Here is a 26418-nt window from a genome sequence, read left to right on the forward strand (position 1 = left end):
ATGAACGCAAACGTGACCCCCGTCACGCTCCGGCCCATAGTCGGAGCGGCCCACCACCCGGGGCCGCCAGGACTGCAGGGCGAAGGAGCCGCAGATGTCGATCGCTGGAGCCGCAACGGCGGGGGGACCCAGACGCAAGGACCGGACCCACTACCTCTACCTCGCCGTGATCGCCGCGGTGATCGCGGGCGTGGTGGTCGGGCTGGCCGCCCCCGGCTTCGCCGTGGAGCTCAAGCCGGTCGGCACCGGCTTCGTCAACCTGATCAAGATGATGATCAGCCCGGTGATCTTCTGCACCATCGTGCTGGGCATCGGCTCGGTGACCAAGGCGGCGAAGGTCGGCAAGGTCGGCGGCCTGGCGCTCGGCTACTTCCTCGCCATGTCGACCGTCGCGCTGGCCATCGGCCTGGTCGTCGGCAACCTGCTGGAGCCCGGCGGCGGGCTGCACCTGACCGCCGCGCTCGCCAAGTCCGGCCACGCCCAGGCGGCGGCCGGCGGCGCCCAGTCGACCACCGACTTCCTGCTCGGGATGATCCCCGACACCATGTTCTCCGCCCTCACCCAGGGCAAGGTGCTGCAGACCCTGCTGGTCGCCCTGCTCGCCGGCTTCGCCCTGCAGGCGATGGGACCGGCCGGCGCCCCGGTGCTGCGCGGGATCGAGCACGTGCAGCGGCTGGTCTTCCGGGTCATGGCGATGATCATGTGGGTCGCGCCGATCGGCGCCTTCGGGGCGATGGCGGCCGTGGTGGGGGCCACCGGCACGGCCGCGCTGAAGAGCCTCGCCGTCATCATGATCGGCTTCTACCTGACCTGCGCGCTGTTCGTCGTGGTGGTGCTGGGCACGCTGCTGCGCCTGGTCGCCGGGGTCAACGTGTTCGCGCTGCTGAAGTACCTCGGCCGCGAGTTCCTGCTCATCCTCTCCACCTCCTCCTCCGAGAGCGCCCTGCCCCGCCTGATCGCCAAGATGGAGCACCTCGGCGTCAGCCGCCCCGTCGTCGGCATCACCGTGCCGACCGGCTACAGCTTCAACCTCGACGGCACCGCGATCTACCTGACCATGGCCTCGATCTTCATCTCCGAGGCGATGGACAAGCCGATGTCGATCGGCGAGCAGCTCTCGCTGCTGGTGTTCATGGTGATCGCGAGCAAGGGCGCGGCCGGCGTCACCGGTGCGGGCCTGGCCACCCTCGCGGGCGGCCTGCAGTCGCACAAGCCCGCGCTGGTGGACGGGGTCGGCCTGATCGTCGGCATCGACCGCTTCATGTCCGAGGCCCGGGCACTCACCAACTTCGCGGGCAACGCCGTCGCGACCGTCCTCATCGGCCACTGGACCGGCGAGCTCGACGCCGAGCGCGCCCGCCGGGTACTGGCCGGCGAGGTGCCGTTCGACGAACTGACCCTGGTCGACGGCCACGGCGCCGGGAGCCCGGCGACCGAGGGCGAACCCGCGAACGCCCCAGAGGCCGTCCCCGCCCGGGGAGCCGAACCCGCCGCCGTCTGACAGCGGCCGCCCCACTCCCCCGGTCCGGCGCCACCCACCAACCCCCGGAAACGGCGCCGGGCCGGGGGCCTTCCGCTCCGTGCGGCTCGGCCCCGATGCGGCCGGAACGCGGCTCCGACGGGCCCGAGCGCCCTCACAGCTCCTGCGAGCCGCCGATCCCCCAGGCCACCCCGCTCGCCGGATCCTCCAGCGCGACGTGCAGGTGGTGCAGCCCGGCCGACGGCTCCTGCCAGGTGAAGCAGCGCATCCGGGCCACCAGCGCGTTCACCTCACCCGACTCCGGCCCGTCCGCCCCGGCCATCGCGGCCAGTGCCCGCCACAGCCCCAGCCGACCGTGCGCACAGCCCTGCGTCCGGCCGACGGCCGCGGCCCGCACCAGCGCCGGGTAGACCAGCGCGAACGGCAGGTACCCGCCGACCACCCGTCGCCCCCGGGCCAGCTGGGCCGCCGCCAGCGGGGCCTGGCCGCGGACACAGACCGCCTCCGCCCACGGCGCCAGTGCGCCCAGCTCGGCGAGCGCCCGGGTGACCCGCCGACCGGTGGGCCGGCCGTCCGCCCGCGTCCCCGGCGCCGGGAGCTCCACCGCACCGAGGCCCTCCCGACTGGGCGGCAGGGTCAGCAGCGCGCTCCGCGCACCTCCGCCGGGCAGGTACTCCCGCACCCGCGCCGACTCCTCCCACCCCGAGGCCTCCCAGGGCTCCAGCCGCATCGGCACGCCCTCCGGATCGGGCTCGGCCCCGTACGAGAGGTCCTCGCCGAGCAGCACCCGGGTGTGCGCGACCAGCCGGCGCACCGGGGGCGGGCCGAGGAGCGGGGCCAGCCGCAGCCAGGAGTGCCGGGTCGCCAGCACCTCCCAGAGCGGACCGGCGTCGTGGTCGGCCACCCCGGCGACCGTCCCAGCGCCGCCGTCCCGGTCGAAGAGCCGGACGGCCAGCTCGGGCGGCGCCGCGTAGGCGATCAGGTGGCCGAGCGGCGCCGTCAGGGCCGCCGCGGTCTCCTCCCCGGCTTCGACCACGGCGGCCGCCCGGCCCTGCCGGTAGGCGGCGAGCAGCTCGTGCCAGCGGCCGTCCTCGGCCAGGGCGCGCAGGCGGTGGTCCTCGTACGTGATCACGATTTTCAGCGTACGGGCCGGGGCGGCGCATCAGCTGACTTGCCGTCAGCTCGGTGCGTCGGGCCACCGCACGGCGGGCGGGAGCGGCGGACAGGAAGGCGGCGGACGGCGGTGGCGGGCAAGAGCGGCGAGTGGCGGTGGCGGTGGCGGGCGACTGTGGCAGGGCCGCTTCATCCACACCCCCGCTCGCGCTCCCGTTCGACCACGGCACGCAGCCGTCCGTGCGCGCGACGGCGGGTGACGGCCAGGGTGCTGCGGTGCAGCCCGAGCAGCTCGGCGGCCTCGTCGACGCTGTAGCCGTCGAGGTCGACCAGCGCCACCGCGCGGGCCTGCTTGGCGGTCAGGAAGCCCAGCAGCCGGACCACCTCCCAGCGCGCCTGCAACTCGGCCATTCCGCCGACCCGGGGACCGGACGCCGCGCGATCCCGCCCGGCCGCGTCACCCGGCTCCGGCACCTCGGGCACCGGGACCCTCCGCCGCTCCCGGCGCCACTGGTCGCGCAGGATGTTCACCATCGTGGTGAACGCGTAGGCGTACGGCTGCGGATGACCGAGGAAGCGCTCCGGGCGGCGGGCGATCCGCAGGTACGCGTCGTGGACGACGTCCCCGGCGGCGAGCGGACTTCCGGTGAGCGACACGGCCGCCTGCTGGAGCCGGGGCAGCAGATCGGTGAACACCCGGTTGAACTCCGCCGATTGCCCGCCGCTCCCGCACGGACCGAAGCCCTTCGCCGGCCCGCCGCCGACCCGTCGACCGCTGCAATCCGCCATGCCGCCCTCCCCGGACACCGGCACCCCGAACGCCCGATCGGGCCTGGCCACAGCCCGATCCGACCGCTTGTGACACAGATCACATCATAGTTCGTCGTCTCACTGTTCGCAGTCATTCGTGTGCAACACGTCACCAGCCTTACGGGGAACGGGACTTCACCTCCACCCGGACATCCCGGACGGCCGGGGCGCTCCGCCCGACGAGAACCGTTCAGCAAGGAGAACCACCGTGCGAGGTTGCATCGCCAGGAAGATCGCCACGTTCGGGATGGCCACCGCGGCCGCCCTCGGCACGCTCGGAATCGCCGCCCCGCCGGCCGCGGCGGCGCCCGCCCCGGACCAGAGCATCACGCCGGGCTCCGTCCCGGCGTCGAACACCATCGCCGCCGCGCCCTACCACTGCGTCATCACCGCGAACTACGGCTGGCGCTGGGAGGGCTACTGCCACGTCTACTCCGGCCAGCTGCGCACCATCACCTACTGTGCCAACGGCACGCACACCACCGGTCTGTGGATCGGCGCGCGGCCGGAGGCGTGGGCCGTCTGGGGCAACTGCCCGGGGTCCAGCTGGACGAAGATCGTCTTCCAGTGGCGCGGCTGATCGGCGCACCCCGGCACGGGCGACCGCCCGCGGAGTGAGGGCGGCGGACGGCGGGTGACAGCGGACGGGTGACAGATGACGGATGACAACTTTCAACATCTGTTCGCTGTCATCTGTCATCTGTCATCTGTCCGCCGCCGGCTGTCGGCTGTCGGCTGCCACCCGCCGTCCGCACGCCCGCCTCACCCGAACCCCACCGGCGCCGCGTCCGCGATGAGCCGGGCCGCGCGCAGGCGGCCCGCGTGCTCGACCAGGTTGATCAGCACCTCCTTCCCCGACGACCGGCGGCGCGCGTCGCAGAGCAGCACGGGCGTACCGGCGTCCAGGTCCAGCGCGCGGGCGACCTCGGCCGGACCGAACTCCCGGGCTCCGGCGAAACGATTCACCGCGACCACGAACGGGATGCCCCGGTGCTCGAAGAAGTCGACGGCCGGGAAGCAGTCCGTCAGGCGGCGGGTGTCGGCGAGCACCACCGCACCCAGGGCCCCCTGAGCCAGTTCGTCCCAGAGGAACCAGAACCGGTCCTGCCCCGGGGTGCCGAAGAGGTAGACCGCCAGACCCTCCCGGATGGTGATCCGCCCGAAGTCCATCGCCACCGTCGTGGTGCTCTTGCGCTCCACGCCGTCGAGGTCGTCCACCCCGCGCCCGGCCTCGGTCAGCCGCTCCTCGGTGCGCAGCGGCCGGATCTCGCTGACGGAACCGACCAGTGTCGTCTTGCCGACCCCGAAGCCGCCCGCCACCAGGATCTTGAGCGCGAGCACGGTGTCGTCCGGGTCCCCCGCCGCGCACGGCCCGATCCGGCGGGACGGGTGAGACGGGCGGTGCGAGCCGGACGGGCCGGACGGGCCGGACGGGCCGGACCGTTCGGTCCGGTGGTCAGAGTGCGCGGAGTCCATGGATGACCTCCTGGAGGATGCGCTCGTCGGGGAGCAGGGCGGGCGGGACGGGACGCTTGACCCGGATGAGCCCGGCCGCCAGCAGGTCGCCGAGCAGTACCCGCACGACACCCACCGGCAGGTCGAGTTCGGCGGCGAGTTCGGCCACGGACAGCGGGGTGCCCCGGCACAGCGCGAGGATGCGTGCCTGTTCGGGGCCGGCCGGCGGCTCGGGCGCGTCCGGGGCGAGCGCCGGATCGGGCAGGTCGCTGACGACCACGGCGATCAGGTCGAGCTGCTGCTGGCCGGCCCCGGTGCGCCCCCGGGTCATGGTGTACGGACGGACCAACGGGCCGGCCTCGTCGTCGTACCAGCGGGCCCGGTGGGCGGCGGCGAGCGGGTTGCGGGGGTGCGGGCCGGGGTCGGCCCGCGGGTGTTCGGGACGTAGCCCGGCCGGCGGCCCCTCGGGGGACGGTCGGGGCACCCGGCTCACCAGCCGTCCGCCGCTCGCGGCGGGGTGCTCAGGTGCTCGCCGACCCGGCGGACCAGTCTGGACATCTCGAAGGCGATCAGCCCGAGGTTGGCCCGGGCGGTGGCGAAGACGGCCAGGCAGGTGCCCTCCCCGGCCGCCGCGACCAGCAGGTAGCCGCCCTCCAACTCGACCATGGTCTGGCGGACTTCGCCCGCGTCGAAGTGCCGGCCGGCGCCCTTGGCCAGGCTGTGGAAGCCGGAGGCGACGGCGGCGAGGTGCTCGCCGTCCTCGCGCGGCAGTCCGGCCGAGGTGCCCATGGCCAGTCCGTCGGCGGAGAGCATCACGGCGAAGCGGACCTCGGGCGCTCGCTTGACCAACTCGTCCAGGAGCCAGTTCAGTTCTCCTGCGCGGTGGGTGGTGCCGATCACGGTCGCTCTCCTTCGGGTCGGGGTGGGGACAGGGGGCCGCGCGGGTCCGGTGGCGGGGGGAGGTCGGCGGGCTGCCGGGCGGCGGGTCGGTCGGTGGACGGGTCGTGCGGTCCGCCGCCGGCGTGCAGGCCGCGCGCCCACCCGTTCCGGAAGGCCGCCATCGTCGCCCGCGCCGCCTCGGGGCTACGGCCCGCACGGCCACGGCCCTCGGAACTGCCGGCTACGGGGCCCGCCCCCGGTGCCGGGGCAGGATCTGCGGTGCCGGCGGAGGCCCTGCGACGGGTGCGCGGTCCCGGTCCCGGTCCCGGTCCCGCCGGGGCCTCGCGCAGCTGCGGTGCGAGGCTCGCCTGGCGGGTCCGGCGCGGCAACTCCTCGGGCCCCGGGTCGAGTCGGCGATCGCCGGAGCCCTGAGCCGAACCCGAACCCGAACCCGAACCCGAACCCGAGCCCGGATCCGACCCCGGCACCGTCACCGAACGCGAACCCGGGACCGACGCCGAACCCGGAGCCGGGCGGTACGACTGCGGCGGCCCGGGCTGCGGACGGACGGCGGCACCCGGGCCCTCGTCCGCAGCCGGGCCGACCGTCCGGGCACTCGATGCCCGGAAGGGGGTGCGACGCACCGGCCCGGGGTCGTTCCCCCGGACGCCGAACGGCAGCAGCGCCCCACCCTCCGGCGGCGGCCCACCCACCGCCGGAAGTCCTTCGTCGCCCGCGTCGCGCGGGCGGCACCCGTCCGCCGACCCGGGCTCCCGCGTCGGACCGGACCGCCCCGCCGGCCCGAACTCCCGAGCCGACCCGAACTCCTCTGCAGTCCGGCCGGGTTGTTCCGGCCCTCCCGGAGCGTTCCCGTCGGCATCGAGCAGCACGACGTCCGACTCGGGCACCGGATCGTACGGTTGCGACAGCCCGTCCGCGGCCCCGTCGGCCAGCAGCACGGTGGGCAGCAGGACCACCGCGGTGGTGCCGCCGTACGCGGAGGTCACCAGCGAGACCTTGACGTCCTGCCGCCCGGCGAGCCGGCTGACCACGAACAGTCCGAGCCGGTCGCTGTCGAAGAGGTCCGTCTGCTCGGCCGCGGCGATCCGGCGGTTGGCGGCGCACAGGGCCTCCGGGCCCATCCCGAGGCCACGGTCCTCGATCTCCAACGCGTAGCCGGCGCCGACCCGTTCGCCCCGGATGTGCACCCGGGTGTGCGGCGGGGAGAAGCCGGTGGCGTTCTCGACCAGCTCGGCGACCAGGTGGGTGAGGTCCGCGACGGCGTGCCCGGCGACCGCGGCGCGCGGCAGCGGGTGCACCTCGACCCGGGCGTACTCCTCGACCTCCGAGACGGCCGCGCGCACCACGTCCACCAGCGGGACGGGCCTGCGCCAGGCCCGTCCGGGGGCGGCACCGGAGAGGATGATCAGCCCCTCGGCGTGCCGGCGCATGCGGGTGGTGAGGTGGTCCAGCCGGAACAGGTCGGCCAGCTCGGACGGGTCCTCGGTACGGCGCTCCATGGCGTCCAGCAGGGTGAGTTGGCGGTGTACCAGGACCTGGCTGCGGCGCGCGAGGTTGACGAACACGCCGGAGACCCCGGACAGCACCTCGTCCCGCTCGACCGCCGCAGTGACGGCCGCCCGCTGGACGGTGCCGAGCGCCCGGTGCACCTGGCCGATCTCGTCGTCCCGGCCCGCCGGCCGCGGCGCCTCGGCCTCGATGTCCACCTCCTCACCTGCCCGCAACTTCCGTATGGTGGACGGGAGTTTGCTTCCTGCCAACTCAAGTGCCGAGTTGCGCAGGTCGTTCAGCTCGGTCACCAGGCCGCGCCCGATCTGCACCGAGATCACCAGCGAGGCGACCACGCCGACCAGGCCGAGCAGCACGGCCGTCCCGGCCGGGGTGAACAGGCCCAGGGCGTACGGGTTCCGGCGCTCGGCGGCGACCCGCCCGGCCTGGTCCTCGACGGCGCGCAGGCCGCTCGCAACGCTCCCGGCGACCATCGCCCACCGGTCCGCCGGCACCGCGGTGACGGCGGACCGGCCGTCGGCGGCGGACCGCACCTCATCCTCGTAGTCGACCAGCTCGCGGTGGTCCCGGCCGCCGGTGACAGCGAGCAGCGCGGCCCGGTCGGCGGGGCTCAGGTCGGCCGCCGCTTCCGCCTCGAACTCCCGCCGGGCGAACGCCGCGCCGGAGAACTCGCGCAGCCGGTCGTCGTCGAGCGTGCCGGAGAGCTGCGCCGCGCGCAGCAACGCGTCCTCGCGGGCCAGCAGTTCGCGGGAGCGGGCGAGTTCGATCAGCACCCGCGCGTCGGCGTCGGACGGGGGGTCCTGCCGCGGTGCGACGGCCCCGGCCACGGCGAGCGCCCGGTCCACCGCCTCGCCGTACGCGGCGTACGCCTCGGGCCAGCCGACGCTCCGGGCCAGCACGCGGCCGCGCAGCTCGGGCAGGCCGGCGAGGGCGCCGGCGAGATCGTCCAGCCGGGCGGTGGCGTCGGCGCCGAGGCCCTGGGCGTCGGCGCGGTCGTAGCCCCGGTCGGGGTGCCGGGGATCGGGGACCAGCGGGGTGACCGCCCGGTCGGTGGCGGCCGAGGCCTCGCGCAGGGCGCTCTCCCGGGCGGCGGTGGGGACGGTCCCCGGGGCGGCCAGCAGCTGCCCGGCGGCGGTGCGCTCGGCCTGCAGTCCGGCGACCGTGCCGGCGACGGGGGTGAGCACGGTGCGCTGGGCGTCGCGCTGGCGCAGCAGGTCCCGGACTCCCTGGGTGGCGGTGACGGTGGCGAACCCCCACAGGGCGATGATCGAGACGACCGGGACCATCAGAAGGGCGATGATCCGGGCGCGGACCGTCCGGGGGCGCAGCCGGCCCGACCGGGAGCCGAGGCGCGCCGGGCGACCGGCCGGCCCGACGTGGGCACCCCGGCGGACACCGGAGGCGGCGCCGCGGTCTTCGCGCATGTGTGAGGAGCCTTTCGGGCTGTGGCTGTGGCTGTGGCTGCGGCTGTCGCTGAGGCTGCGAGGGTTCAGGGCCAGGGGGCCAGGAGGCCAGGAGGCCAGGGGGCGACGGTGGGGGCGGACCGGTGCGCTCAGCCGGCGCGTTCGTGCCGGTAGCGCAGTTCGGTGCCGTCGACGGTGAACCCGAGCATGGCGACGACGTGCACGGTCCAGATGCCGGAGCCGATCGCGGCGGCCGCCGTGACCGGCCGGTTCCGCCGGGCGGCACCGCTCGCGGCCGGACCGCGCAGCGCGCAGCGCAGCCCGAGGGCGGCGCCGGTGCAGGCCGTCAGGTACGACAGGGCGGGGGTCAGCCAGCCGAGGCTGAGGGGGTTGAGGGTGCCCATGGGACCTCCGGTCGACCGGTCGGGCCCGGGGCGGTACGCGGTGCGCCCGGGCTCCCCGGGCCGGGCGGACTCCATGCGATCGGCGGCGAGGGGGCGTCAGGTCCGCGGGTGTCGTCAGGTCCGCGGGACCGGTCTCGTCATATGCCGGCCGCATGTGCGCTTTCGGCCTGGGGTGCGTGGGACGCTATCGAGGGGTCGGAAACGGCCACCCGAAGATCTGAAAAACAGCCCGCAGGCGACGGGCGGTGTGTTCGAATGTCCCGGTCGTGTGCCCGGGTGGCCCGGACGGCGGGCTGCGCCGGCCCCGGTCAGCCTCCGGCCGTCACCCGGATGCGCATCGGGCCCGCCGCCCGCAGCGTGATCCCCTGGGCGATCGCGACCCGCCGGTCCACCGCCTCCACGTCGAAGTCCCGCAGCAGCACCCCCAGGGTCAGCACCGACTCCAGCATCGAGAAGTGCTGCCCGATGCATGCCCGCGGCCCGCCCCCGAACGGGAACCAGGCGTAGCGGTGCCGGGCCTTCTCCTCCTCCGGCAGGAAGCGGTCCGGGTCGAAGCGCTCCGGGTCCGTCCAGTGCTCGGGGTGCCGGTGGGTGACCAGCGGCGCCACGATGACCTGCGCCCCCGCCGGGATGACGTACCCGTCGATGACGGTCTCCTCGACCGCCCTGCGGCCGACCAGCGCAGCCGCCGGGTAGAGCCGCATCGCCTCCTTCAGCACGCGGGTGATGTACGGCAGCGCCTCCAGGTCCGCCGCCGTCGGCGCCCGCCCGGCCAGGACGGTCCGGGCCTCCTCCCGGGCGAGCTTCCGGTGCTCCGGGTGCTTGGCCAGCAGGTGCAGCGCGAAGGCCAGCGAGGTGGCCGTGGTCTCGTGTCCGGCGAGCAGGAACACCAGTACCTGGTCCCGGAGTTCGGCCGGATCCAGCCGCTCCCCGTCCTCGCCGCGCGCCCGTCCGAGCAGCGTGAGCAGGTCGTCCGCGTCCTCGTCGCCGCCGCCGCGCGCGGCGCGCTCGGCGATGATCCGGTCGCAGACCTCGTACAGCGCCCCCTGGGCCGCCAGCCCGCGCCGGTTCCCCGGCGTCGGCCAGGTGCGCGGGAGGCGGACCGGGGCGAAGCCGCGCTCCTTGACGTACTCGCCGAGCAGGGGGAAGTTGCGGTGGACCACGGCCACCGCCTCCTCCACGTCCGCGCCGAAGAGGATCCGCGCGACCGCCCGCAACGCGAACCGGGACGTCTCCTCCGCCGCGTCCACCACGCCGTCCGGTGCCGCCCGCCAGCGCTCGGTGAGCGACTGCGCCTCCTGCGCGACCGCGCCCGCGTACCCGTCCACCCGACGACGGGTGAACAGCGGCTGGACCAGTCGGCGCTGGCGCTGGTACTCGCCGTCCTGGCTGGTCAGCAGCCCGTTGCCGACGCTGGTCCGCAGCTCGTCGTAGAAGGCGTTCTCCTTGCGGAAGTTGGCCGCCTCGCCGCCCAGCACCTGCTGGACCCCGTCCGGGGAGAACACCGCGTAGAAGTCGGCCCGCAGCCCGGGCGGGCCGACCCGGAGCCGCACCACGTCGCCGTGGTCGCGGCGGGCCGCCAGGTAGGTGCGCAGCGGCCGGCGGGTGAGGTCGAACAGCGATCCGACCAGCGGATTGCCGACCGGTCCGGGTACGGCAGTTCTGGCGGCCATGGACGACTCCTTCTGCACGGGAATGCGCACCTTCGACTCTACTGACGAGTAGTCATTTCCGGAAGGTGCGCGTCCCGTCCCCGCCCACGGGCCTACTCGTACTCGGTGCCGCCCTTGCGCGTCAGGTAGGCGTCGCTGACCACCTTGGCGATCGCCCGGCCGCCGAGCACCGGGCTCCAGCGCTCGGTCACCGGCCGCACCACGACCCCCTCGCGCAGGTGGAGTTCACGCCCGGAGAAGGTCTCCCTGCCCTGGGCGTGGCGCAGCACGGTCTCCGGGTCGAACGGCCCGCGCCACAGCTCGGGCGCCAACGGCAGCTCGCCGTCGAGCAGTTCGGCCGCGGACAGCCAGACCAGCTGCCCGTCCACCACGGCCGACACGTCGAACGCCGCGTACCCGGGCCGGTCGGTGCGGGCGGAGGCGCCGTAGCCGAGGTCCTGCACGCCCTCGCCGAAGACCTCGCCGAAGACGCCGACCCGCTCGGCCCCGAGCCGCTCCGCCAAGCGGGCCGCCACCGCCGGGATGTCGTACGCCCGCACCGCCCGCCAGTACAGGTTGCGCTCGTCCTCGACCAGCGCCAGCCCCTGCGCGCCGATCCCCTTGGAGGACACCTGCACCTCGCCCGTCCCGGCGGTGTACGTGACCAGGCAGCAGCTGCCGTGCAGCTTCTCGGTCAGCACCACCGGCTCGCCGGGCTCGAAGATCCCGGGGTAGCGCTTGAGGTTCTCGATGTCCACCCAGGGCAGCAGGTCCGGGGCGCCGACCACCTCGCCGCTAATCGACGTGGGCACCGGCGGCTGCCACTTGACCACCCCGAGCAGGTCGGCGAAGTCCTCGCCCTGCTCGGCCGCGGCGGCCAGGTCGGCGGCGGCGAGCGCGGCGGGCCGGCAGACGATGCCCTGGGACAGTTCGCCGCGCAGCCGTACCGCCTTCACCCGGTTCGCCCCGGAGCCGGCCAGCTTGCCGGTCAGCCCCAGTTCGGCGATCAACTCTTCGGGGAGGACGGACTGTTCGGGGATGTAGACGGCGTAGTCTCCGGTCCGGTACACGCCCCTGGCGACCACCGCGCGGTAGAGGCCGACCTGTGCGAGCTCCAGGGCATCGGCGTTCGGGTGCTCCAGGATGGTCAGCTTCTCGGCGGTGACGCGCAGCATGGACATGGACGGACTCCTCCCCTTGGCTCGACCGTGGCGGCACACTTCCGCGGCCCGGTCGCAGGTACGAACGTACGGACGGCGACCACTCTGACCGCTCGCACCGCTCCGACGCGACGCATTTTCCGCAGGCCCGGGCACCCGGCGCGGCACCCGGCTCACACCCGGCGCGGCACCCGGCGCGGCACCCGATGCGGCACCCGCCCCGCCGTACCCCGGCAGCCCCGATCCCACCCCTGGAGGCACCTCCGGACATACCTGCGCGCACCCCGGGTACACCCGTTTGAGCCATCGCACAGCGGGCCCGAGGCCCGCACCAGCCCCCGCCTGTGCAAACCGACAGAGGATTTATCGCTCGCATTTGCGGCACTATGATCGCCGTAATGGCCGCAGCTGCGGCCAGTCCCTCGCGCCCCGTCCGGCGCGCACCCCGGAGGGGAAGCCCCGATGAGCACCCGTACGACCGGCACCACCCGCAGACTCGCCGTCGCCGCCGCAGCGGCCCTCGTCCTCAGCCTCGGGGTCACCGCCTGCGGCAGCGACGGCGGCAAGTCCACCGGCTCCGCGGCCTCGAACTCCGCTTCCTCGTCCGGCTCCTCGGCCCCCGCGGCCGGTGGCAGCGTGCCGAAGGCGAGCGGCACCGTCACCGTCTTCGCCGCCGCCTCGCTCAAGGAGACCTTCACCGAGCTGGGCAAGAAGTTCGAGGCCGCCAACCCGGGCAGCAAGGTCACCTTCAACTTCGGCGGCAGCTCCAGCCTCGCCACCAGCATCAACTCCGGTGCCCCGGCCGACGTGTTCGCCGCCGCCAGCCCGGCCACCATGAAGACCGTGACCGACGCGGGCGGTGCGAGCGGCCAGCCGGCGGTCTTCGTGAAGAACACGCTCACCATCGCCGTCCCCAAGGGCAACCCCAAGCACGTCGCGGGCCTCAAGGACCTCACCGCCTCCGGCGTGAAGGTCGCGCTCTGCGCGAAGGAGGTGCCCTGCGGCGCCGCCGCGCAGACCGCGCTCAAGGCCGCCGGTGTCGACCTCACCCCGGTCACCCTGGAGCAGGACGTCAAGGGCGCGCTCACCAAGGTCGAACTCGGCGAGGTCGACGCCTCGCTGGTGTACAAGACCGATGTGCAGGCCGACGCTGCCAAGATCGATGGTGTGGACTTCCCCGAGGCCGACAAGGCCGTGAACGACTACCCGATCGCCGCGCTCGCCAAGGCGCCCAACAAGGACGGCGCCGCCGCATTCGTCGCGTACATCCAGTCGCCCGAGGCCAAGCAGGTGCTGACCGCGGCGGGCTTCCAGGCACCGTGAGCGACCGCACCACCGGTTCCGGGGAGCACCCGTCGGGTCAGCCCGGCCACGACCGGACCGCCGACGGCGCGGCAGGCCCCGCGAAGGCCCTGCCGCGCCGCCCCCGGCGCCGGTCGCGGACGCAGCGCGTCCCGGTCACCCTGCTGCTCCCGGCGCTGCTCGGGCTGGCGTTCCTGATCCTCCCGCTGGTCGGCCTGCTCGTCCGGGCGCCGTGGAGCGCCCTGTCCGACGAGCTCACCAGCCCCGCTGTCTGGGACGCGCTGCGCCTGTCGCTGATCAGCGCGACGGCGGCCACCGCCGTGTCGCTGGTCCTCGGCGTGCCGCTGGCCTGGCTGCTCGCCCGCACCGAGCTGCCGGGCCGGCGCGTGATCCGGGCACTGGTGACCCTGCCGCTGGTGCTGCCGCCCGTGGTCGGCGGTGTGGCGCTGCTGCTGGTGCTCGGCCGGCGCGGCATCGTCGGCACCTGGCTGGACTCCGCCTTCGGCCTCACGCTGCCCTTCACCACCACCGGGGTGGTGATCGCCGAGGCCTTCGTGGCGATGCCGTTCCTGGTGATCAGCGTGGAGGGCGCGCTGCGGGCCGCCGACCCCCGCTACGAGGAGGCCGCCGCGACCCTGGGCGCCTCGCGGCTGACCGCGTTCCGGCGGGTCACCCTGCCGATGATCGCACCGGGGATCGCCGCCGGTGCCGTCCTGGCCTGGGCCCGGGCGCTCGGCGAGTTCGGTGCGACGATCACCTTCGCGGGCAACTTCCCGGGCCGCACCCAGACCATGCCGCTGGCCGTCTACCTGGCCATGGAGTCCGACCCGCAGGCCGCGATCGCGCTGTCGCTGGTGCTGCTGGCCGTCTCCGTCGCCGTCCTGGTCGGCCTGCGCGACCGCTGGCTGTCGACCCCGTGACGCCGCCGGCCCCCGCCCGCGTCGCCCCGGGCGCCCACGACTCCTCGGACACCCGCGTCTTCCCGGACGCCCACGACTCCTCGGACGCGCGCGTCTCCCCGGACGCCCGCTCGACTGCCCGCTCGAACGTCTGGACGCCGCCCCGATGAGCACCGAACGCCTCCCGAGCACCGCCCTCGACGCCCGACTGCGGGTCGAACGTGCCGCGTTCACCCTCGACCTCGCCCTCACCGCCGCCCCAGGCGAGGTGATCGCGCTGCTCGGGCCCAACGGCGCCGGCAAGTCCACCGCACTGCGCGCCCTGGCCGGCCTGCTCCCGCTCACCGGCGGCCACCTGCGCCTGGACGGCCGCACCCTGGAGGACCCGGCCGAGCGCGTGCACACCCCGGCCGAGGAACGGCCGGTCGGCGTGGTGTTCCAGGACTACCTGCTCTTCCCGCACCTCAGCGCGCTCGACAACGTCGCCTTCGGGCCGCGCTGCCAGGGCCGCTCCAAGCGGGACGCCCGGGCCGAAGCCGCCGCCTGGCTGGAGCGGATGGGTCTGGCCGACCACGCCTCCGTCCGCCCGGGCAAGCTCTCCGGCGGCCAGGCGCAGCGGGTGGCGCTGGCCCGGGCCCTCGCCGTCCGCCCCCGGCTGCTCCTGCTGGACGAGCCGCTGGCCGCCCTGGACGCCCGCACCCGCCTGGACGTGCGGTCCCGACTGCGGCGGCACCTGGCCGAGTTCGAGGCCGTCGCGGTGCTGGTGACCCACGACCCGCTGGACGCGATGGTGCTGGCCGACCGGCTGGTGGTGATCGAGGACGGGTACGAGGTGCAGTCCGGCAGCCCGGCGGAGGTCGCCCGGCGGCCGCGCACCGACTACATCGCCCGCCTGGTCGGGCTGAACCTGTACCAGGGCCGGTCCGAGGGCACGCACGTCACGCTCCCGGACGGCACCGTGCTGGTCACCACCGAGGAGCTGGACGGCCCGGCGTTCGTCGCGTTCCCGCCGTCCGCGGTGACCCTCCACCGGGAGCGGCCGCAGTCCAGCGCGCGCAACCTGTGGCAGGCCGAGGTCACCGGCCTGGACCTGCACGGCGACCGGGTCCGCGCCGACCTGGCCGGCCGCCTGCCGATGGCCGCCGACCTCACCCCGGCCGCCGTCGCGGAGCTGGAGCTGGCGCCGGGGGTCACGGTCTGGGCCTCGGTCAAGGCCACCCAGACCCACGCCTACCCGGCCTGAACCGGGGCCGGTCGGGAGGCCCGACCGCCGGCCCCGTCGTCCCGCTCCCCGCCTCCTGCTTCCTGCTTCCTGCCTCCTGCCGGTCGCGGGGCTACTCCGACGGCTCGACGAACCCCGACTCGTACGCGGCGATCACCGCCTGGGTGCGGTCGCGCGCGCCGAGCTTCGCCAGCACGCTGCTGACGTGCGTCTTCACCGTCTGCACGCCGAGGAACAGCTGCTCCGCGATCTCCCCGTTGCTGAGGCCCCGGGCGACCAGCCGCAGCACCTCCGCCTCGCGCTCGGTCAGCGCCGCCCGCTCCATGGCGGCTCGGGCGGCCGGGTTGCCGTGCCCGGCGGCGAGGCGGCGGATCGCGGCCGGGAACAGCAGCGACTCACCGGCCGCGACCAGCCGTACCGCGTGGGCGATCTCGGACGGGCGGGAGCGCTTGAGCAGGAAGCCGTCGGCGCCCGCGCGCAGCGCCTGGTAGACGTAGTCGTCGTTCTCGAAGGTGGTCACGACCAGGATCCGTGGCCGCCGCTCCCCCGGGGCCCCGGGGCGGAGCAGCTCGCGGGTGGCCGCCAGGCCGTCCATGACCGGCATCCGGACGTCCATCAGCACGACGTCCGGGCGCAGCGTCCGGGCCATCGCCACCGCCTCGGCGCCGTCGGCGGCCTCACCGACCACCCGGAGGTCCCCCTGCGCCTCCAGGACGGCCCGCAGCCCGAACCGGACCAGCTCCTCGTCGTCGGCGAGCAGAATGTCCGTCATCACCGCACCACCCTCCCCACGGTCCCCGTGCCGCCTCCCGCCGGACCTGTCTCCGGCAAGATCATCCGTCACGACCCCAAGCGTAGGGGCAGCCGGACGGCCAGCACCCACTCCCCGCTCCCGTCGGCTGCCGCCCCCGCCGTGGCCTCGCCGCCGAGCAGCATGGCGCGCTCGCGGATGCCGCGCAGGCCCTTGCCGCCCTTGCGCCCCCCGCCGGCCTGACGCGGCACGCCCCCGGCGCCGCCCGCACCACCGGCTCCGCCCGCACCGCCCGTTCCGCCCGTGCCGTTCGGTGCCCGGTTGGTGCAGCGCAGCTCCAACTGCCCGTCCCGGACGGCGATCCGGACGCTGAGCGGCGCGCCGGGCGCGTACTTGAGCGCGTTGGTGACGCCCTCCTGGACGATCCGGTAGGACTCGCGGGCGAGCACCCCGGGCAGCGTTCCGGCCGGTACGTCGATCCACGCCTCGACCGGACTGCCGGCCGCGCGGGCGGTGTCGAACAGCACCGGCAGCTGCTCGATCCCGGGCTGCTCAGTGGCCGTGCCGTTCGCCCCGGGCGGTGTCTCCCGCAGCAGGACCAGGGTGCGTTCGAGGTCGTCCATGGCCCGGCGCCCGGTCTCCTCGATGACTTCCAGCGCCTTGGCGACGAACGCCGGGTCCCCGACCTCGCGCGCCGCGCCGGCCTGAAGGACCGTCACCGTCAGTGCGTGGCCGATGGAATCGTGCAGCTCACGGGCCAACCGGTTGCGCTCCAGCAGCCGTTCGGCCCGCAGCTCGGCCTCCGCCAGCCGCTCCGCCGGTGACGGACCCAACAGTCGGACAGCCATGGCGAGTTGGAGGCGACCGGCGGCCACCACCAGCCAACCGTAGGCGAACAGCGCCACCGGCAGGAGCGGAAGGTAGCTCGGCCCCCGGGGCCCCGCCAGCAGTCCGCCCCCGTCGTTGACGCCGACGACGGTCGCCATCCCGACGGCCGAGCCGAGCGCGACCCGGCCGATCAGCCAGAGGGCGGTGCGCCACCGGTCGGCCCAGCCGCGGGAGGAGTCGGCGGCGATGTCCTGCTCGCGGTCGGGCACCAGCAGCAGCCGGGCCTGGACCCCCTCCGCCCGCCGCGTCGCCGGGATGAGGGCGACCAGCATCAGCAGGACGGAGTCCACGGCGACGCACTCCGCCACGATCCGGGGGAGCGTCAGCCCCACCGTCCCCGGATAGATCAGCAGGACGACGCCCATGAAGATCCATCCGACCAGGAGGTGCAGCAGGCGCGCGTAGGTGGCACCGGCCAGCAGCGGCGCGAGGATCCTGGGCACGGCGATCTTGGTCACTGCGCCATCCTGCCAGTTCAGCGGCGGTTCCCGGCTCCCGCCCCGGGTGTGAACCGGCTCCCTCCCGAGAGGGAGACGGCTCCACTCCGCTGCGGGATCCGCCGCTCCGGCCCGATCCGGTCGAATGTGACCACCGGCCGAACACCGACCGGGACCACCGGCCGGGACCACCGGCCGCAGCACGCCACCGAACGACCCGAAGGGAGCACGGCCGTGATCGAGATCCAGGGCCTGACCAAGGAGTACGACGGCCGACGTGTCGTCGAGGACCTGTCCTTCGAGGTCCGCCCCGGTGTGGTGACCGGCTTCCTCGGCCCGAACGGCGCGGGCAAGAGCACCACCATGCGCCTGGTCCTCGGCCTGGACCGGCCCACCGCCGGGCACGCCCTGATCGACGGCCGTCCGTACACCGAACTGGCCGACCCACTGCGGCAGGTCGGCGCCCTGCTGGACGCCCAGGCCCTGCACGGCGGCCGGACGGCGCGCGGTCACCTGCGCTGGCTCGCCGCGAGCAACGGCCTGCCGGAGCGCCGCGTCGGCGAGGTGCTCGCGCAGGTCGGCCTGACGGACGCCGCCGGGCAACGGATCCGACGCTTCTCGCTGGGCATGCGCCAGCGCCTCGGAGTGGCGGCCGCACTGCTCGGCGATCCGGCGGTGCTGCTGCTGGACGAGCCGGTGAACGGCCTCGACCCCGAGGGCATCCGCTGGATCCGCACCACGCTGCGCGAACTCGCCGCCGAGGGCAGGGCGGTGCTGGTCTCCTCCCACCTGATGAGCGAAATGGCCCTCACCGCCGACCACTTGGTCGTGATCGGCCGCGGCCGGCTGCTGGCGGACGCAGCCACCTCCGACTTCATCGACCGGCACGGCCGCACCCGGATCCGGGTCCGCGCCGTGGACCCGACCAAGCTGGTCGCCCTGTTCGCCGACCCCGGCCACGGCCTCGACGCCACCCAAGTCGGCGGCGGTGCCTGGGAGGTGACCGGCGCCGAACCCGAGCGGATCGCGGCGCTCGCCGCCGCCCGGGGTGTGGTGCTGTACGAGATCGCGGTCCAACAGGACTCACTGGAGGACGCGTTCATGCGGATGACCGCCGACAGCGTCGAGTACCGCGCGGAGGTGGCGGCATGAGCACCGGCCACCCGGTCCGCCCGACCCTCCCGGTCCTGCGCGCCGAGCGCATCAAGTTCACGACCCTGCCCTCGCTCTGGCTCACCCCGCTGCTCGCCCTGCTGCTCAGCGCCGGAATCACCACGGCCGTGGGCGCCTGGCTCGGCGGCGCGGACCCCAACATCGTCGACGACCCCGGCGTGGGCGTCTTCTACGGGCTCAACTTCGGCCATGTCGCGCTGGCCTGCTTCGGCATCCTGCTGATCGGCCAGGAGTTCAACACCCGCATGATCGACGTCTCGCTCACCGCCGTCCCCCGCCGCGCCCGGCTGTACGGCGCGAAGCTCACGCTCGGCGCGCTGGTCGGCCTCGCCGTCGGCGCGGCCGGCACGGCGGGCGCCTTCGCCGGGTACGCGGCGACCGTCCCCGGTGCCTGGCACGGCCCCGCGTTCACCCGGGCCGTCGTCGCCGGGGTGCTGTACCCGCCGCTACTGGTGGTGTTCTGCCTCGGGCTGACCACATTGTTCGGCAACCTCACCGCCGCCATGGGTCTGGTCACCCCGACCGTCTTCCTGGTTTCGCCGGCCCTCGGCGGCCTGCCCGGCGCCCGGGTACTGGCGCAGTTCCTGCCCGACCGCGCCGGCCAGTACGCCCTGCACTACGTCGACGACCCGCACGTCGTGTACGGGCACTGGACCGGACTGCTGATCATGGCGCTCTGGGCCGCCGCAGCCTCGTACGCCGGACTGCGCGCCCTGCGCCGCACCAAGTGACCACGGACGAAGGGACGATGGGCATGAACCCCGGACCGACCGCCAACGCCCTGCGCGCCGAACGGATCAAGTTCACCACCCTGCCCTCGCAGTGGGCGGCCCCGCTGGTGGCTCTGGTGCTGACCGTCGGCATCACCGCGGCGGTCAACGCCGCCTACGGGGTGAAGGACCACACCCCCGGCGAGGATCCGGCCGGCGGGATCCACTACGGGCTGCTGTTCGGCCACGTCGCCGTGGCCTGCTTCGGAATCCTGCTGATCGGGCAGGAGTTCAACACCCGCATGATCGGCGGCTCGCTCACCGCCGTCCCGCGACGCGGCCGGCTGTACGGCGCCAAGCTCGCGATCGGCGCGGGGCTCGGCCTGCTGCTCGGGCTGGTCTCGACGGCGGGCTCGTTCCTGGCCGTCGACGCCACCGTCGGCCTGGACCTCTCCACCCCGGGCCTGACCCGCAGCTTCCTGGCCGGTGTGCTCTACCACCCGATGATGGTGCTGATCTGCCTCGGACTGACCACGATGCTGGGCAACCTCAGCGCCGCGCTCGGCCTGTTGACCCCGATGGTCTTCCTCGGCACCACCTGGCTGGCCGCCATTCCGGGCGTCCGCGAGGTCGGCCAGTTCCTGCCCGACCGGGCCGGCCTGTACGCGATGCGCACCCAGCCGGAGCCGGGCGTCCACTACGGGTACTGGACCGGGCTGCTGATCATGGCGCTCTGGACCGCCCTGGCGGTGTACGGCGGCCTGCGGGCACTGCGCCGGTACGAGGCCTCGGGCGGGTAGCCCGCGCGGCCGCCGCCGGCGGACGGATGACAGGTTTCAGGTGACAGGTGGCAGCGAACAGATAACAGCGAACAGATGACAGATTTCGAAATCTGTCATCTGTTCGCTGTTTGCAGGAACGCCGCACTCACCGCAGTGCCGGATGCTCCGCGATCACCGTGCAGCTGCCCGGGGCGATCTCGGTGAAGCCCGCGTCCCGGACCACCGGCAGCCCGCTGCGGACGAGCTCCTCCCAACGCTCCGGCCCGGCCGTGCGCACCGCCAGCGCGAAGCCGGACTCGGCCCACTCCTTGCGCTGCGCCTCGTCCAGCCGCCACCACGCGAGCTGCGCGGCGTGGCCGGTCTGCGCCATCGTCTTGCCCGCGCTCATCTCCAGCTCCGGGTTGAGCCACAGCACCGGCAGTCCCGCCTCGGGCACGCCGACCTCGGCCGTCTCCTCCAGGTCCGTCCCGGAGACCTGCAGCTTGGCGAGCTCCTTGGGCCAGCCGTCCAGCGGAACCGGCGGGAACACCCGCACCTCCGCCTCCCGCCCCCGCACGGTGACGCCCGGCAGCTCGCCCGCCCGACGCCACTCCCCGCCCCGGGCCCGCCGGACCACCTTGCGGATCCGGGCGTCCTCCCAGGCCGCGACCCGCTCGGCCCACTCGCCGTCCGCCGCGGTCACCCGCGGGTCGGCCAGCAGGGTGAGCACCGCACGGGCCGAGGTCTCCAGCGCGTCCGTCCGCCCCGGCGGCGTGGCCCGCTCCACCCGGACGACCAGCGGCAGCACGTACTGCGGGCGCGCGTCACGCTCCTCCGGGGCCGGGGAGTCACCCGAGCCCGGGTCGACGGGCGAGGCCGGGGTGGACGAGGCGGGCGAGGACGCGGCGGCCGGGGCATCGAACGGAGAAGTCACCCGTCCAGCATGCCAGCCCTGCTCGGCCCGGCCCGGCCCACCCCGTCGACTCCGGCCCGACCCCCCGCCCGGCCTCGCCCGACCCGCACAGCCCTGCCGGACCCCTGGTCAGCGCAGCCGCTGCCGCAGCTCGTCCACGGCGGCCCTGATACCCGCGCTGTAGACGTCCTCGGGCAGCGCGTCCAGGCTGCGCACCGCCCGCTCCAACTGCTCACGGGCGAGGTCGGGCTCGCCGAGCTTGAGGTGGTCCGAGGCCAGGTTGAGGTGCAGTGAGGGATAGAAGGCGCGGACCTGGAGGGCCGGTTCGTAGGTCTGGGCGCGCTCGGCGGTCAACGAGTCGGCGGCGGCCAGCGCCCGCCGGTCCCACTCCAGCTCGGCCCTCGGATCGTCCTGCAGATCGGCCAGATAGTGCGCCAGCACGCAGCGGTGGAAGACGTCCTGCTCCCCCAGCTCGTCCCAGAGCGCCTCGAAGCCGGCCCGCGCCTCGGCCGTCCGACCGCGCTGCGCCGCCCGCACACCGTCCAGGCCGAGCGCGATCCGGCCCAGCGCCGACTCGTCCCCACCGGCCGGGGACTCGTCCGCCCGGCCGGAACCCTCCGGGGGCACATCGCGCATACCAGACACATCGGACATGCCCGCAGCCTAGCCGCCCACCCACCGGCCCGCGCCGCCCGGCCGAGAACCCCGACCGGCAGCCCTCGACCGACGACCCCCGACTGACAGCCCCGGCCTGGCCCCTGCCCCGGCCTCAGCCCCGGCCCCGGCCCGGACGCCCGGTCAGCGCCGGTAGCCGCGCTGCGGGTCCCGCTCCTCCGCGTCCTCGTACATCAGGAACCAGCCCTCCGGGTGCGTGGCCGCCAGCAGCACCTCGGTCCGCTGTTCCGCGCCGAGCTCCGGGTCGCCGTCGTCGGGCCCGTAGACGCCGAACAGTTCGTCGTTGCAGCCGTCCCAGTCGTAGTCGTAGAGGTCGGCCGGCAGGTCGCCCATCATGTCGGCCACCGACTCGGGCTGGGCGCCGAGCAGCGCCCTGGCGTCCACCAGCGCCATCCGCAGCGCGATCTCCTCGGCGAGGCAGCGCGGCAGCGGCCACTCGCCGAGCGCGAGGTCGTCGGCCAGGTCGTCGAAGGCCCGGGCCATCGCGCGGCGCCAGCCCCGGTGCATCCGCCAGGTGCGCTGGGGCAGCCGGGCGAAGACCGTCCAGTCGATGTCCTCGCCGTCGGCGACCGCCTCGTCCCCGTGCTCGTCGAGGTCGTCGTAGGCGGCGTCGGCCAGGCCGAGCAGCTGGGCGTGGAGCAGGCAGGCGGTGCGCGGGGTGAGCGTCCAGTCCGCGCCCGCGCCGCCGTCCTCGTCGTCGCCGTCCAGCGGGAACAGCTCGGCGAAGTCCGGCGTGAAGTCCTCGGTCACGCTGATCTCCAGCGTGCCGCCCATCGCCTCGACCCCGGGGATGGCGGCCACCAGCCGGTCCGGGTGCAACAGCGCGCCGAGCGCCGCGTTGGCGTCCTCGGCGACCTCGCGCAGCAGCTCACGGCGCTGGCCCGCCGGGTCGATACCCTCGAAGTCCAGCTCCTCGACGGCCCTGATCGCGGCCGCGCGCAACGCCGGCCAGTCGGTGATCCGCAGGCCCAGCACCACCGTCGCCTCGATCTCCTGCGCGCCGGAGTCCTCCGCCGCGCCCGGCCCCTGTGGATGATCGCTTCGCTCGCCCATGGGGCTACGGTACGGCCTTTCGGCCGCCCGATCACCGGTGCGGACCAGCTTCCGGAAGCCTTCTCGGCCACCTACCGGCCCGGCCTCTGTCACCCGGACACCCGACATGGGCAGGATGAGTCCCATGGCTGACATCAACGAGTACGGCGGCGGGCAGGGCCCGAACGCCGATGTCCTGGTCGTGACCACCAATGACGTCCCCGGATTCCGCGTCGATCACGTGATCGGCGAGGTCTTCGGACTGACCGTGCGCAGCCGCCACGTCGGCAGCCAGATCGGTGCCGGACTGAAGTCACTGGTCGGCGGGGAGCTGCGCGGTCTGACGAAGACCCTGGTCGAGAGCCGAAACGAGGCGATGCAGCGGCTGGTGGAGCAGACCAGGGCGCGCGGCGGCAACGCCGTCCTGATGATGCGCTTCGACGTGACGGCGGCCGCGGACGTCGGCACCGAGGTCTGCGCCTACGGCACCGCCGCCGTGATCTCCCCGACCAGCTGACACCCAGGGCTCCGCCCATGGGAACAGCGGGGCCGGCGGAGGCAGCGGGGCCGGCGGAAGCAGCGGCGGCAGCGGAAGCAGCGGGACCAGTGCGAACCACGGCAACGGCGGGAACAGGCGCCGGGCCCCCGATGTTTCACGGGCGTGACTGTTTACGGTGCAACGATCTCGGGCGCAGCTGCCTCGGCTGCAGAGGCCGATGGCGCTACGACCGCAAGCGCGACGGCCGGCCTCGCTACGGACGGAAGCGCGACGTTCGCAAGCGCGACGGACGGCACGCCGCAGCGCGTGGACGTCCTGGTGGTGGGCGCGGGGCAGGCGGGACTGTCCGCCGCCTACCACCTGCGCCGCCGCGGCTTCGCCCCGTACCGGCCCGGCACCGAGGGCGGCTTCGTCGTGCTCGATGCCAACGCCGAGCCCGGCGGCGCCTGGGCGCACCGCTCGCCGTCCCTGCGGATGGCCACCGTGCACGGCTTCCACGACCTCCCGGACGCAGAACTCCCGCCGGTCGACCCCGAGAGCCCCGCGCGCGCTGTGGTGCCGGGGTACTTCGCGGCGTACGAGGCGCGGCACGCGCTCCCGGTCGTACGCCCGGTCGCGGTGCGCGCCGTACGCGCCGAGTCCGAGCGTCCCGACTCCCGGCTGCGGGTGGAGACCGACCGCGGCACCTGGTCCACCCGCGCGCTGATCAACGCCTCCGGCACCTGGACCCGCCCCTTCTTCCCGCACTACCCGGGCCACTACGCCGGCCCGCAACTCCACTACGCCGACTACCGCGGGCCCGAGGCGTTCGCAGGCAAGCGCGTCCTGGTGGTGGGCGGCGGCGCCTCGGCGATCCAGGTGCTCTCCGAGGTGGCGGCGGTCGGCGAGACGGTCTGGGTCACCCGCTCCGAACCCGTCTACCACGACGGGCCGTTCACTCCCGAGTACGGGCGCGCGGTGGTCGCCATGGTGGAGGAGCGGGTCCGGCAGGGCCTGCCGGTGCGCAGCGTGGTGAGCGTGACCGGGCTCGGCCCGTCCGTCGCCTACCGCCGCGCCGAGGAACTGGGCGCGCTGCACCGGAGGCCGATGTTCGACCGCCTCACCGAGCACGGGGTCGCCTGGGGCGACGAGGAGCTGGCGGTGGACGCGATCGTCTGGGCCACCGGCTTCCGGCCCGAGGTCGGGCACCTCGCCCCGCTCGGACTGCGCTCCCCGGGCGGCGGCATCGCGCTCACCGGCACCCGCGCCACCGCCGATCCACGCGTCCACCTGGTCGGATACGGCCCGTCCGCCAGCACCGTCGGTGCCAACCGGGCCGGGCGCGCGGCCGTCAATGACCTGGTCAAGCTGCTCGGCGACCCGGCCCGGCAGCCCGCCCCGGCGGCAGTCTGACGGCGCCCTGATCGCCCACGGCCGCCTCGACCGCCCCTGGCCGCCCCGACCGCACTCAACCGTTCACGACCGCAGGCGGCCGCACACGACCGTTCACGACCACACGCGGCCGCGCTCAACCGCAGGCCGCCGCCGGACCACGCACCGGATGGGCGTGGCCCGGCGGCCCCGGCTCAGCGGTCGTAGTCGACCGTCACCCGGTCGGTGAGCGGGCGGGCCTGGCAGGTGAGGACGTAACCGGCGGCCAGTTCCTTCTCCTCCAGGGCGAAGTTGCGGCGCATCTCCACCTCGCCCTCGGTCACCAGGGCGCGGCAGGTGCCGCAGACCCCGCCCTTGCAGGCGAACGGCAGATCGGGGCGGGAGCGCTGGGCGCCGTCCAGGATCGTGCGGTCGCGCGGGAGGGAGAGGGTGCTGCCACGGCCGTCGAGGACGACGGTGACCTCGCTGTGCACGCCGCCGGGATCGGCGTCGGACGCGGCGTCCGCCCTGTCCCAGTCCTCGTCGCGCTCCGGAAGCGGCTCGTCCTCCGCGTGGAACAGCTCCTGGTGCACCCGCTCGCCCGGGACGTCCAGCTCGGCGAGCAGCTCCTTCGCCCCGGTGACCATGCCGAACGGGCCGCACAGCCACCAGTGCCCGACGCCGTCGACGTCCACCAGCGCCGCCAGCAGCGCCCGCACCCGCTCCGGGTCCAGGCGGCCGCTGAGCAGCTCGGCGTCCCTGGTCTCCCGGGAGAGCACGTGGACCAGCTGGAAGCGGCCGAGGTAGCGGTCCTTCAGGTCGGCCAGCTCGTCCGCGAACATCACGGTGTCGCTGCGCCGGTTGCCGTAGAGCAGGGTGACGGTGGAGCGGCGGTCGGCGGCCAGCACGGAGCCGGCGATCGACAGCATCGGGGTGATGCCGGAGCCCGCCGCGAGCAGCACGTGGTCGGCGGGGACGCCGAGTTCGGGGGTGAAGAGGCCCGACGGCGTCAGCACCTCCACCTCCTCGCCGGGCCGCGCCTCGCGCACCAGCCAGCGCGAGAACAGCCCGCCCGGCACCTCCCGGACGGCGATCCGCAGCGGGCCGCCGACGGGGGCGCAGATCGAGTACGAGCGGCGCTCGTCCGCGCCGTCCACCAGCTTGCGCAGCGTGAGGGTCTGCCCGGGGCGGAAGGCGAACTCCTCCGCCAGCTCGTCCGGCACCTCGAAAGTCACCGCCACGGCGTCCTCGCAGAGCCGCTCCACCCGGTCGATCCGCAGCCGGTGGAAGGTGGGGCGGCGGGCCGGGCGGATGCCGGTCGCCCGGGTGTCGGCGGCGGCGGACGGGACGGCGGCGGGCATTCAGATCTCCTTGACGCGTTCGAAGGGCTCCCGGCAAGCGCGGCAGCGCCAGAGCGCCTTGCAGGCGGTGGAGCCGAAGCGGGACAGCTCCTCCGTCTCCGTTCCGCCGCACTGCGGGCACGGCACGGGAGGCGCGGCGGTGACCGCTCCGGCGCCCGTACGGATCGGGCCGAGGACGAGCGCGACCGGTCCGGCCGCGGCGACGGCGGACGTCGGACGCGGCGGGGCGATGCCCGCCTCGGCGAGCTTGCGGCGGCCCTCGGCGGTGATCAGGTCGGTGGACCACGGCGGGTCCAGCCGCAGCCGCACCCGGACGTCCGGGTAGCCGGCCGCGCGCAGCCGACGGTCCACGTCACCGGCCATCTCGGCGACGGCGGGACAGCCCGAGTAGGTCGGGGTCAGCCAGGCCGTGACCGCGCCGGTGGCGTCGTCCACCTCGACGTCGGCGAGGACGCCGAGGTCGGCCAGGGTGAGCATGGGCAGCTCCGGGTCCGGGACGGCCGCGGCGACCGCCCGGGCCAGGTCGCGGGTGGTGCCCGCGACCCCGGTACCCGTCGCA

26 protein-coding genes and 1 pseudogene are annotated in these 26418 nt (G+C 74.7%); 11 read left to right on the forward strand and 16 right to left on the reverse strand.

Annotated elements, in window-relative coordinates; genetic code table 11:
- Positions 1–94: 94 nt before the first annotated feature.
- Positions 95–1501: a cation:dicarboxylate symporter family transporter gene (locus ABT048_RS00200; RefSeq protein WP_350518994.1), complete on the forward strand. Its 1407-nt coding sequence runs from the start codon at positions 95–97 to the stop codon at positions 1499–1501.
- A gap of 133 nt (positions 1502–1634) precedes the next feature.
- On the opposite strand, the gene ABT048_RS00205 is transcribed toward ABT048_RS00200, so the two are convergent.
- Together ABT048_RS00205 and ABT048_RS00210 are read right to left on the reverse strand one after the other, a co-directional pair.
- Positions 1635–2612: a hypothetical protein gene (locus tag ABT048_RS00205; protein ID WP_350518995.1), complete on the reverse strand. Its 978-nt coding sequence runs from the start codon at positions 2610–2612 to the stop codon at positions 1635–1637.
- 170 nt (positions 2613–2782) lie between these two features.
- Complete coding sequence (locus ABT048_RS00210) at positions 2783–3289, reverse strand: RNA polymerase sigma factor (protein WP_350518996.1); 507 nt, start codon at positions 3287–3289, stop codon at positions 2783–2785.
- A gap of 322 nt (positions 3290–3611) precedes the next feature.
- On the opposite strand from ABT048_RS00210, the gene ABT048_RS00215 reads away from it, so the two are divergent.
- Positions 3612–3983 carry a hypothetical protein gene (locus tag ABT048_RS00215; RefSeq protein WP_350518997.1) on the forward strand — a complete coding sequence of 124 codons (372 nt, stop codon included), beginning with the start codon at positions 3612–3614 and terminating at the stop codon, positions 3981–3983.
- Positions 3984–4165: 182 nt separating this feature from the next.
- On the opposite strand, the gene ABT048_RS00220 is transcribed toward ABT048_RS00215, so the two are convergent.
- The 7 genes and pseudogenes from ABT048_RS00220 to ABT048_RS00250 form a co-directional block, all read right to left on the reverse strand.
- A complete protein-coding gene (locus tag ABT048_RS00220; RefSeq protein WP_350518998.1) occupies positions 4166–4879 on the reverse strand; it encodes a GTP-binding protein in 714 nt (237 codons plus the stop codon).
- Positions 4860–5207, reverse strand: coding sequence for a DUF742 domain-containing protein (locus tag ABT048_RS00225; protein ID WP_350519268.1), 348 nt, complete (start codon positions 5205–5207; stop codon positions 4860–4862). Before ABT048_RS00225 ends, ABT048_RS00220 begins: the two co-directional genes overlap by 20 nt.
- A 140-nt stretch (positions 5208–5347) precedes the next feature.
- On the reverse strand, positions 5348–5758 hold the full coding sequence (locus tag ABT048_RS00230; protein ID WP_350518999.1) for a roadblock/LC7 domain-containing protein: 411 nt from the start codon (positions 5756–5758) through the stop codon (positions 5348–5350).
- Positions 5755–8691, reverse strand: coding sequence for a sensor histidine kinase (locus tag ABT048_RS00235; RefSeq protein WP_350519000.1), 2937 nt, complete (start codon positions 8689–8691; stop codon positions 5755–5757). Before ABT048_RS00235 ends, ABT048_RS00230 begins: the two co-directional genes overlap by 4 nt.
- Before the next feature lie 149 nt (positions 8692–8840).
- Positions 8841–9074 (reverse strand): annotated as a pseudogene (locus ABT048_RS00240) (MHYT domain-containing protein); the annotation flags it as partial.
- Positions 9075–9382: 308 nt separating this feature from the next.
- Positions 9383–10747 (reverse strand): cytochrome P450, encoded by a 1365-nt coding sequence (locus tag ABT048_RS00245; RefSeq protein WP_350519001.1) that lies wholly within the window; start codon positions 10745–10747, stop codon positions 9383–9385.
- A gap of 92 nt (positions 10748–10839) precedes the next feature.
- A complete protein-coding gene (locus ABT048_RS00250) occupies positions 10840–11907 on the reverse strand; it encodes an RNA ligase (ATP) (RefSeq protein WP_350519002.1) in 1068 nt (355 codons plus the stop codon).
- 441 nt (positions 11908–12348) lie between these two features.
- Between ABT048_RS00250 and modA the strand changes: the two genes are divergently transcribed.
- The 4 genes from modA to ABT048_RS00270 all read left to right on the forward strand — a co-directional run bounded on the left by modA (position 12349) and on the right by ABT048_RS00270 (position 15330).
- Complete coding sequence (gene modA, locus ABT048_RS00255; RefSeq protein ID WP_350519003.1) at positions 12349–13209, forward strand: molybdate ABC transporter substrate-binding protein; 861 nt, start codon at positions 12349–12351, stop codon at positions 13207–13209.
- Between the two features lie 89 nt (positions 13210–13298).
- A complete protein-coding gene (locus tag ABT048_RS00260) occupies positions 13299–14108 on the forward strand; it encodes an ABC transporter permease (RefSeq protein WP_350519269.1) in 810 nt (269 codons plus the stop codon).
- Complete coding sequence (locus tag ABT048_RS00265) at positions 14105–14257, forward strand: hypothetical protein (protein WP_350519004.1); 153 nt, start codon at positions 14105–14107, stop codon at positions 14255–14257. The genes ABT048_RS00260 and ABT048_RS00265 overlap by 4 nt, the downstream gene beginning before the upstream one ends.
- Positions 14254–15330, forward strand: coding sequence for an ABC transporter ATP-binding protein (locus ABT048_RS00270; protein WP_350519005.1), 1077 nt, complete (start codon positions 14254–14256; stop codon positions 15328–15330). Before ABT048_RS00265 ends, ABT048_RS00270 begins: the two co-directional genes overlap by 4 nt.
- A 91-nt stretch (positions 15331–15421) precedes the next feature.
- On the opposite strand, the gene ABT048_RS00275 is transcribed toward ABT048_RS00270, so the two are convergent.
- Both ABT048_RS00275 and ABT048_RS00280 read right to left on the reverse strand, forming a co-directional pair.
- Positions 15422–16081: a response regulator transcription factor gene (locus tag ABT048_RS00275; protein ID WP_402801764.1), complete on the reverse strand. Its 660-nt coding sequence runs from the start codon at positions 16079–16081 to the stop codon at positions 15422–15424.
- Between the two features lie 68 nt (positions 16082–16149).
- Positions 16150–17406, reverse strand: a complete 1257-nt coding sequence (locus tag ABT048_RS00280) for a sensor histidine kinase (RefSeq protein ID WP_350519007.1) — start codon at positions 17404–17406, stop codon at positions 16150–16152.
- A gap of 213 nt (positions 17407–17619) precedes the next feature.
- Here ABT048_RS00280 and ABT048_RS00285 point away from each other — a divergent pair, with 213 nt between their 5' ends.
- Genes ABT048_RS00285 through ABT048_RS00295 form a run of 3 tightly spaced genes read left to right on the forward strand, consistent with a single transcriptional unit; the run spans position 17620 to position 20068 of the window.
- Positions 17620–18537, forward strand: coding sequence for an ATP-binding cassette domain-containing protein (locus ABT048_RS00285; RefSeq protein WP_350519008.1), 918 nt, complete (start codon positions 17620–17622; stop codon positions 18535–18537).
- Positions 18534–19289 (forward strand): hypothetical protein, encoded by a 756-nt coding sequence (locus ABT048_RS00290; protein ID WP_350519009.1) that lies wholly within the window; start codon positions 18534–18536, stop codon positions 19287–19289. Before ABT048_RS00285 ends, ABT048_RS00290 begins: the two co-directional genes overlap by 4 nt.
- 23 nt (positions 19290–19312) lie before the next feature.
- A complete protein-coding gene (locus ABT048_RS00295) occupies positions 19313–20068 on the forward strand; it encodes a hypothetical protein (protein ID WP_350519010.1) in 756 nt (251 codons plus the stop codon).
- Between the two features lie 127 nt (positions 20069–20195).
- On the opposite strand, the gene ABT048_RS00300 is transcribed toward ABT048_RS00295, so the two are convergent.
- The 3 genes from ABT048_RS00300 to ABT048_RS00310 all read right to left on the reverse strand — a co-directional run bounded on the left by ABT048_RS00300 (position 20196) and on the right by ABT048_RS00310 (position 22670).
- Positions 20196–20963: an aminoacyl-tRNA hydrolase gene (locus ABT048_RS00300; protein WP_350519011.1), complete on the reverse strand. Its 768-nt coding sequence runs from the start codon at positions 20961–20963 to the stop codon at positions 20196–20198.
- 108 nt (positions 20964–21071) lie between these two features.
- Positions 21072–21596 (reverse strand): hypothetical protein, encoded by a 525-nt coding sequence (locus tag ABT048_RS00305; RefSeq protein ID WP_350519012.1) that lies wholly within the window; start codon positions 21594–21596, stop codon positions 21072–21074.
- A gap of 144 nt (positions 21597–21740) precedes the next feature.
- Complete coding sequence (locus ABT048_RS00310) at positions 21741–22670, reverse strand: hypothetical protein (RefSeq protein ID WP_350519013.1); 930 nt, start codon at positions 22668–22670, stop codon at positions 21741–21743.
- Between the two features lie 124 nt (positions 22671–22794).
- Between ABT048_RS00310 and ABT048_RS00315 the strand changes: the two genes are divergently transcribed.
- A complete protein-coding gene (locus ABT048_RS00315) occupies positions 22795–23166 on the forward strand; it encodes a YbjQ family protein (protein WP_350519014.1) in 372 nt (123 codons plus the stop codon).
- A 288-nt stretch (positions 23167–23454) separates the two neighbouring features.
- On the forward strand, positions 23455–24540 hold the full coding sequence (locus tag ABT048_RS00320; protein WP_350519015.1) for an NAD(P)-binding domain-containing protein: 1086 nt from the start codon (positions 23455–23457) through the stop codon (positions 24538–24540).
- A gap of 173 nt (positions 24541–24713) precedes the next feature.
- Here ABT048_RS00320 and paaE read toward each other — a convergent pair whose 3' ends face one another.
- Together paaE and paaD are read right to left on the reverse strand one after the other, a co-directional pair.
- The gene (gene paaE / locus ABT048_RS00325; RefSeq protein ID WP_350519016.1) at positions 24714–25859 is read right to left on the reverse strand and encodes a 1,2-phenylacetyl-CoA epoxidase subunit PaaE; all 1146 of its coding nucleotides are present in this window, start codon (positions 25857–25859) and stop codon (positions 24714–24716) included.
- Positions 25860–26381: a 1,2-phenylacetyl-CoA epoxidase subunit PaaD gene (paaD, locus tag ABT048_RS00330; protein WP_350519270.1), complete on the reverse strand. Its 522-nt coding sequence runs from the start codon at positions 26379–26381 to the stop codon at positions 25860–25862. It lies immediately after the preceding gene.
- Between the last annotated feature and the right edge of the window lie 37 nt (positions 26382–26418).

Source organism: Kitasatospora sp. NPDC096140 (assembly GCF_040303045.1).
GTDB lineage: Bacteria > Actinomycetota > Actinomycetes > Streptomycetales > Streptomycetaceae > Kitasatospora.

Coding starts and splice junctions, on each gene's coding strand:
- paaE (WP_350519016.1), bottom strand. CDS start 25,859: ATGCCCGCCGCCGTCCCGTCCGCCGCCGCCGACACCCGGGCGACCGGC.
- ABT048_RS00200 (WP_350518994.1), top strand. CDS start 95: ATGTCGATCGCTGGAGCCGCAACGGCGGGGGGACCCAGACGCAAGGAC.
- modA (WP_350519003.1), top strand. CDS start 12,349: ATGAGCACCCGTACGACCGGCACCACCCGCAGACTCGCCGTCGCCGCC.
- ABT048_RS00270 (WP_350519005.1), top strand. CDS start 14,254: ATGAGCACCGAACGCCTCCCGAGCACCGCCCTCGACGCCCGACTGCGG.
- ABT048_RS00290 (WP_350519009.1), top strand. CDS start 18,534: ATGAGCACCGGCCACCCGGTCCGCCCGACCCTCCCGGTCCTGCGCGCC.
- ABT048_RS00295 (WP_350519010.1), top strand. CDS start 19,313: ATGAACCCCGGACCGACCGCCAACGCCCTGCGCGCCGAACGGATCAAG.
- ABT048_RS00315 (WP_350519014.1), top strand. CDS start 22,795: ATGGCTGACATCAACGAGTACGGCGGCGGGCAGGGCCCGAACGCCGAT.
- ABT048_RS00250 (WP_350519002.1), bottom strand. CDS start 11,907: ATGTCCATGCTGCGCGTCACCGCCGAGAAGCTGACCATCCTGGAGCAC.
- ABT048_RS00235 (WP_350519000.1), bottom strand. CDS start 8,691: ATGCGCGAAGACCGCGGCGCCGCCTCCGGTGTCCGCCGGGGTGCCCAC.
- ABT048_RS00310 (WP_350519013.1), bottom strand. CDS start 22,670: ATGGGCGAGCGAAGCGATCATCCACAGGGGCCGGGCGCGGCGGAGGAC.
- ABT048_RS00275 (WP_402801764.1), bottom strand. CDS start 16,081: ATGACGGACATTCTGCTCGCCGACGACGAGGAGCTGGTCCGGTTCGGG.
- ABT048_RS00245 (WP_350519001.1), bottom strand. CDS start 10,747: ATGGCCGCCAGAACTGCCGTACCCGGACCGGTCGGCAATCCGCTGGTC.
- ABT048_RS00220 (WP_350518998.1), bottom strand. CDS start 4,879: ATGGACTCCGCGCACTCTGACCACCGGACCGAACGGTCCGGCCCGTCC.
- ABT048_RS00305 (WP_350519012.1), bottom strand. CDS start 21,596: ATGTCCGATGTGTCTGGTATGCGCGATGTGCCCCCGGAGGGTTCCGGC.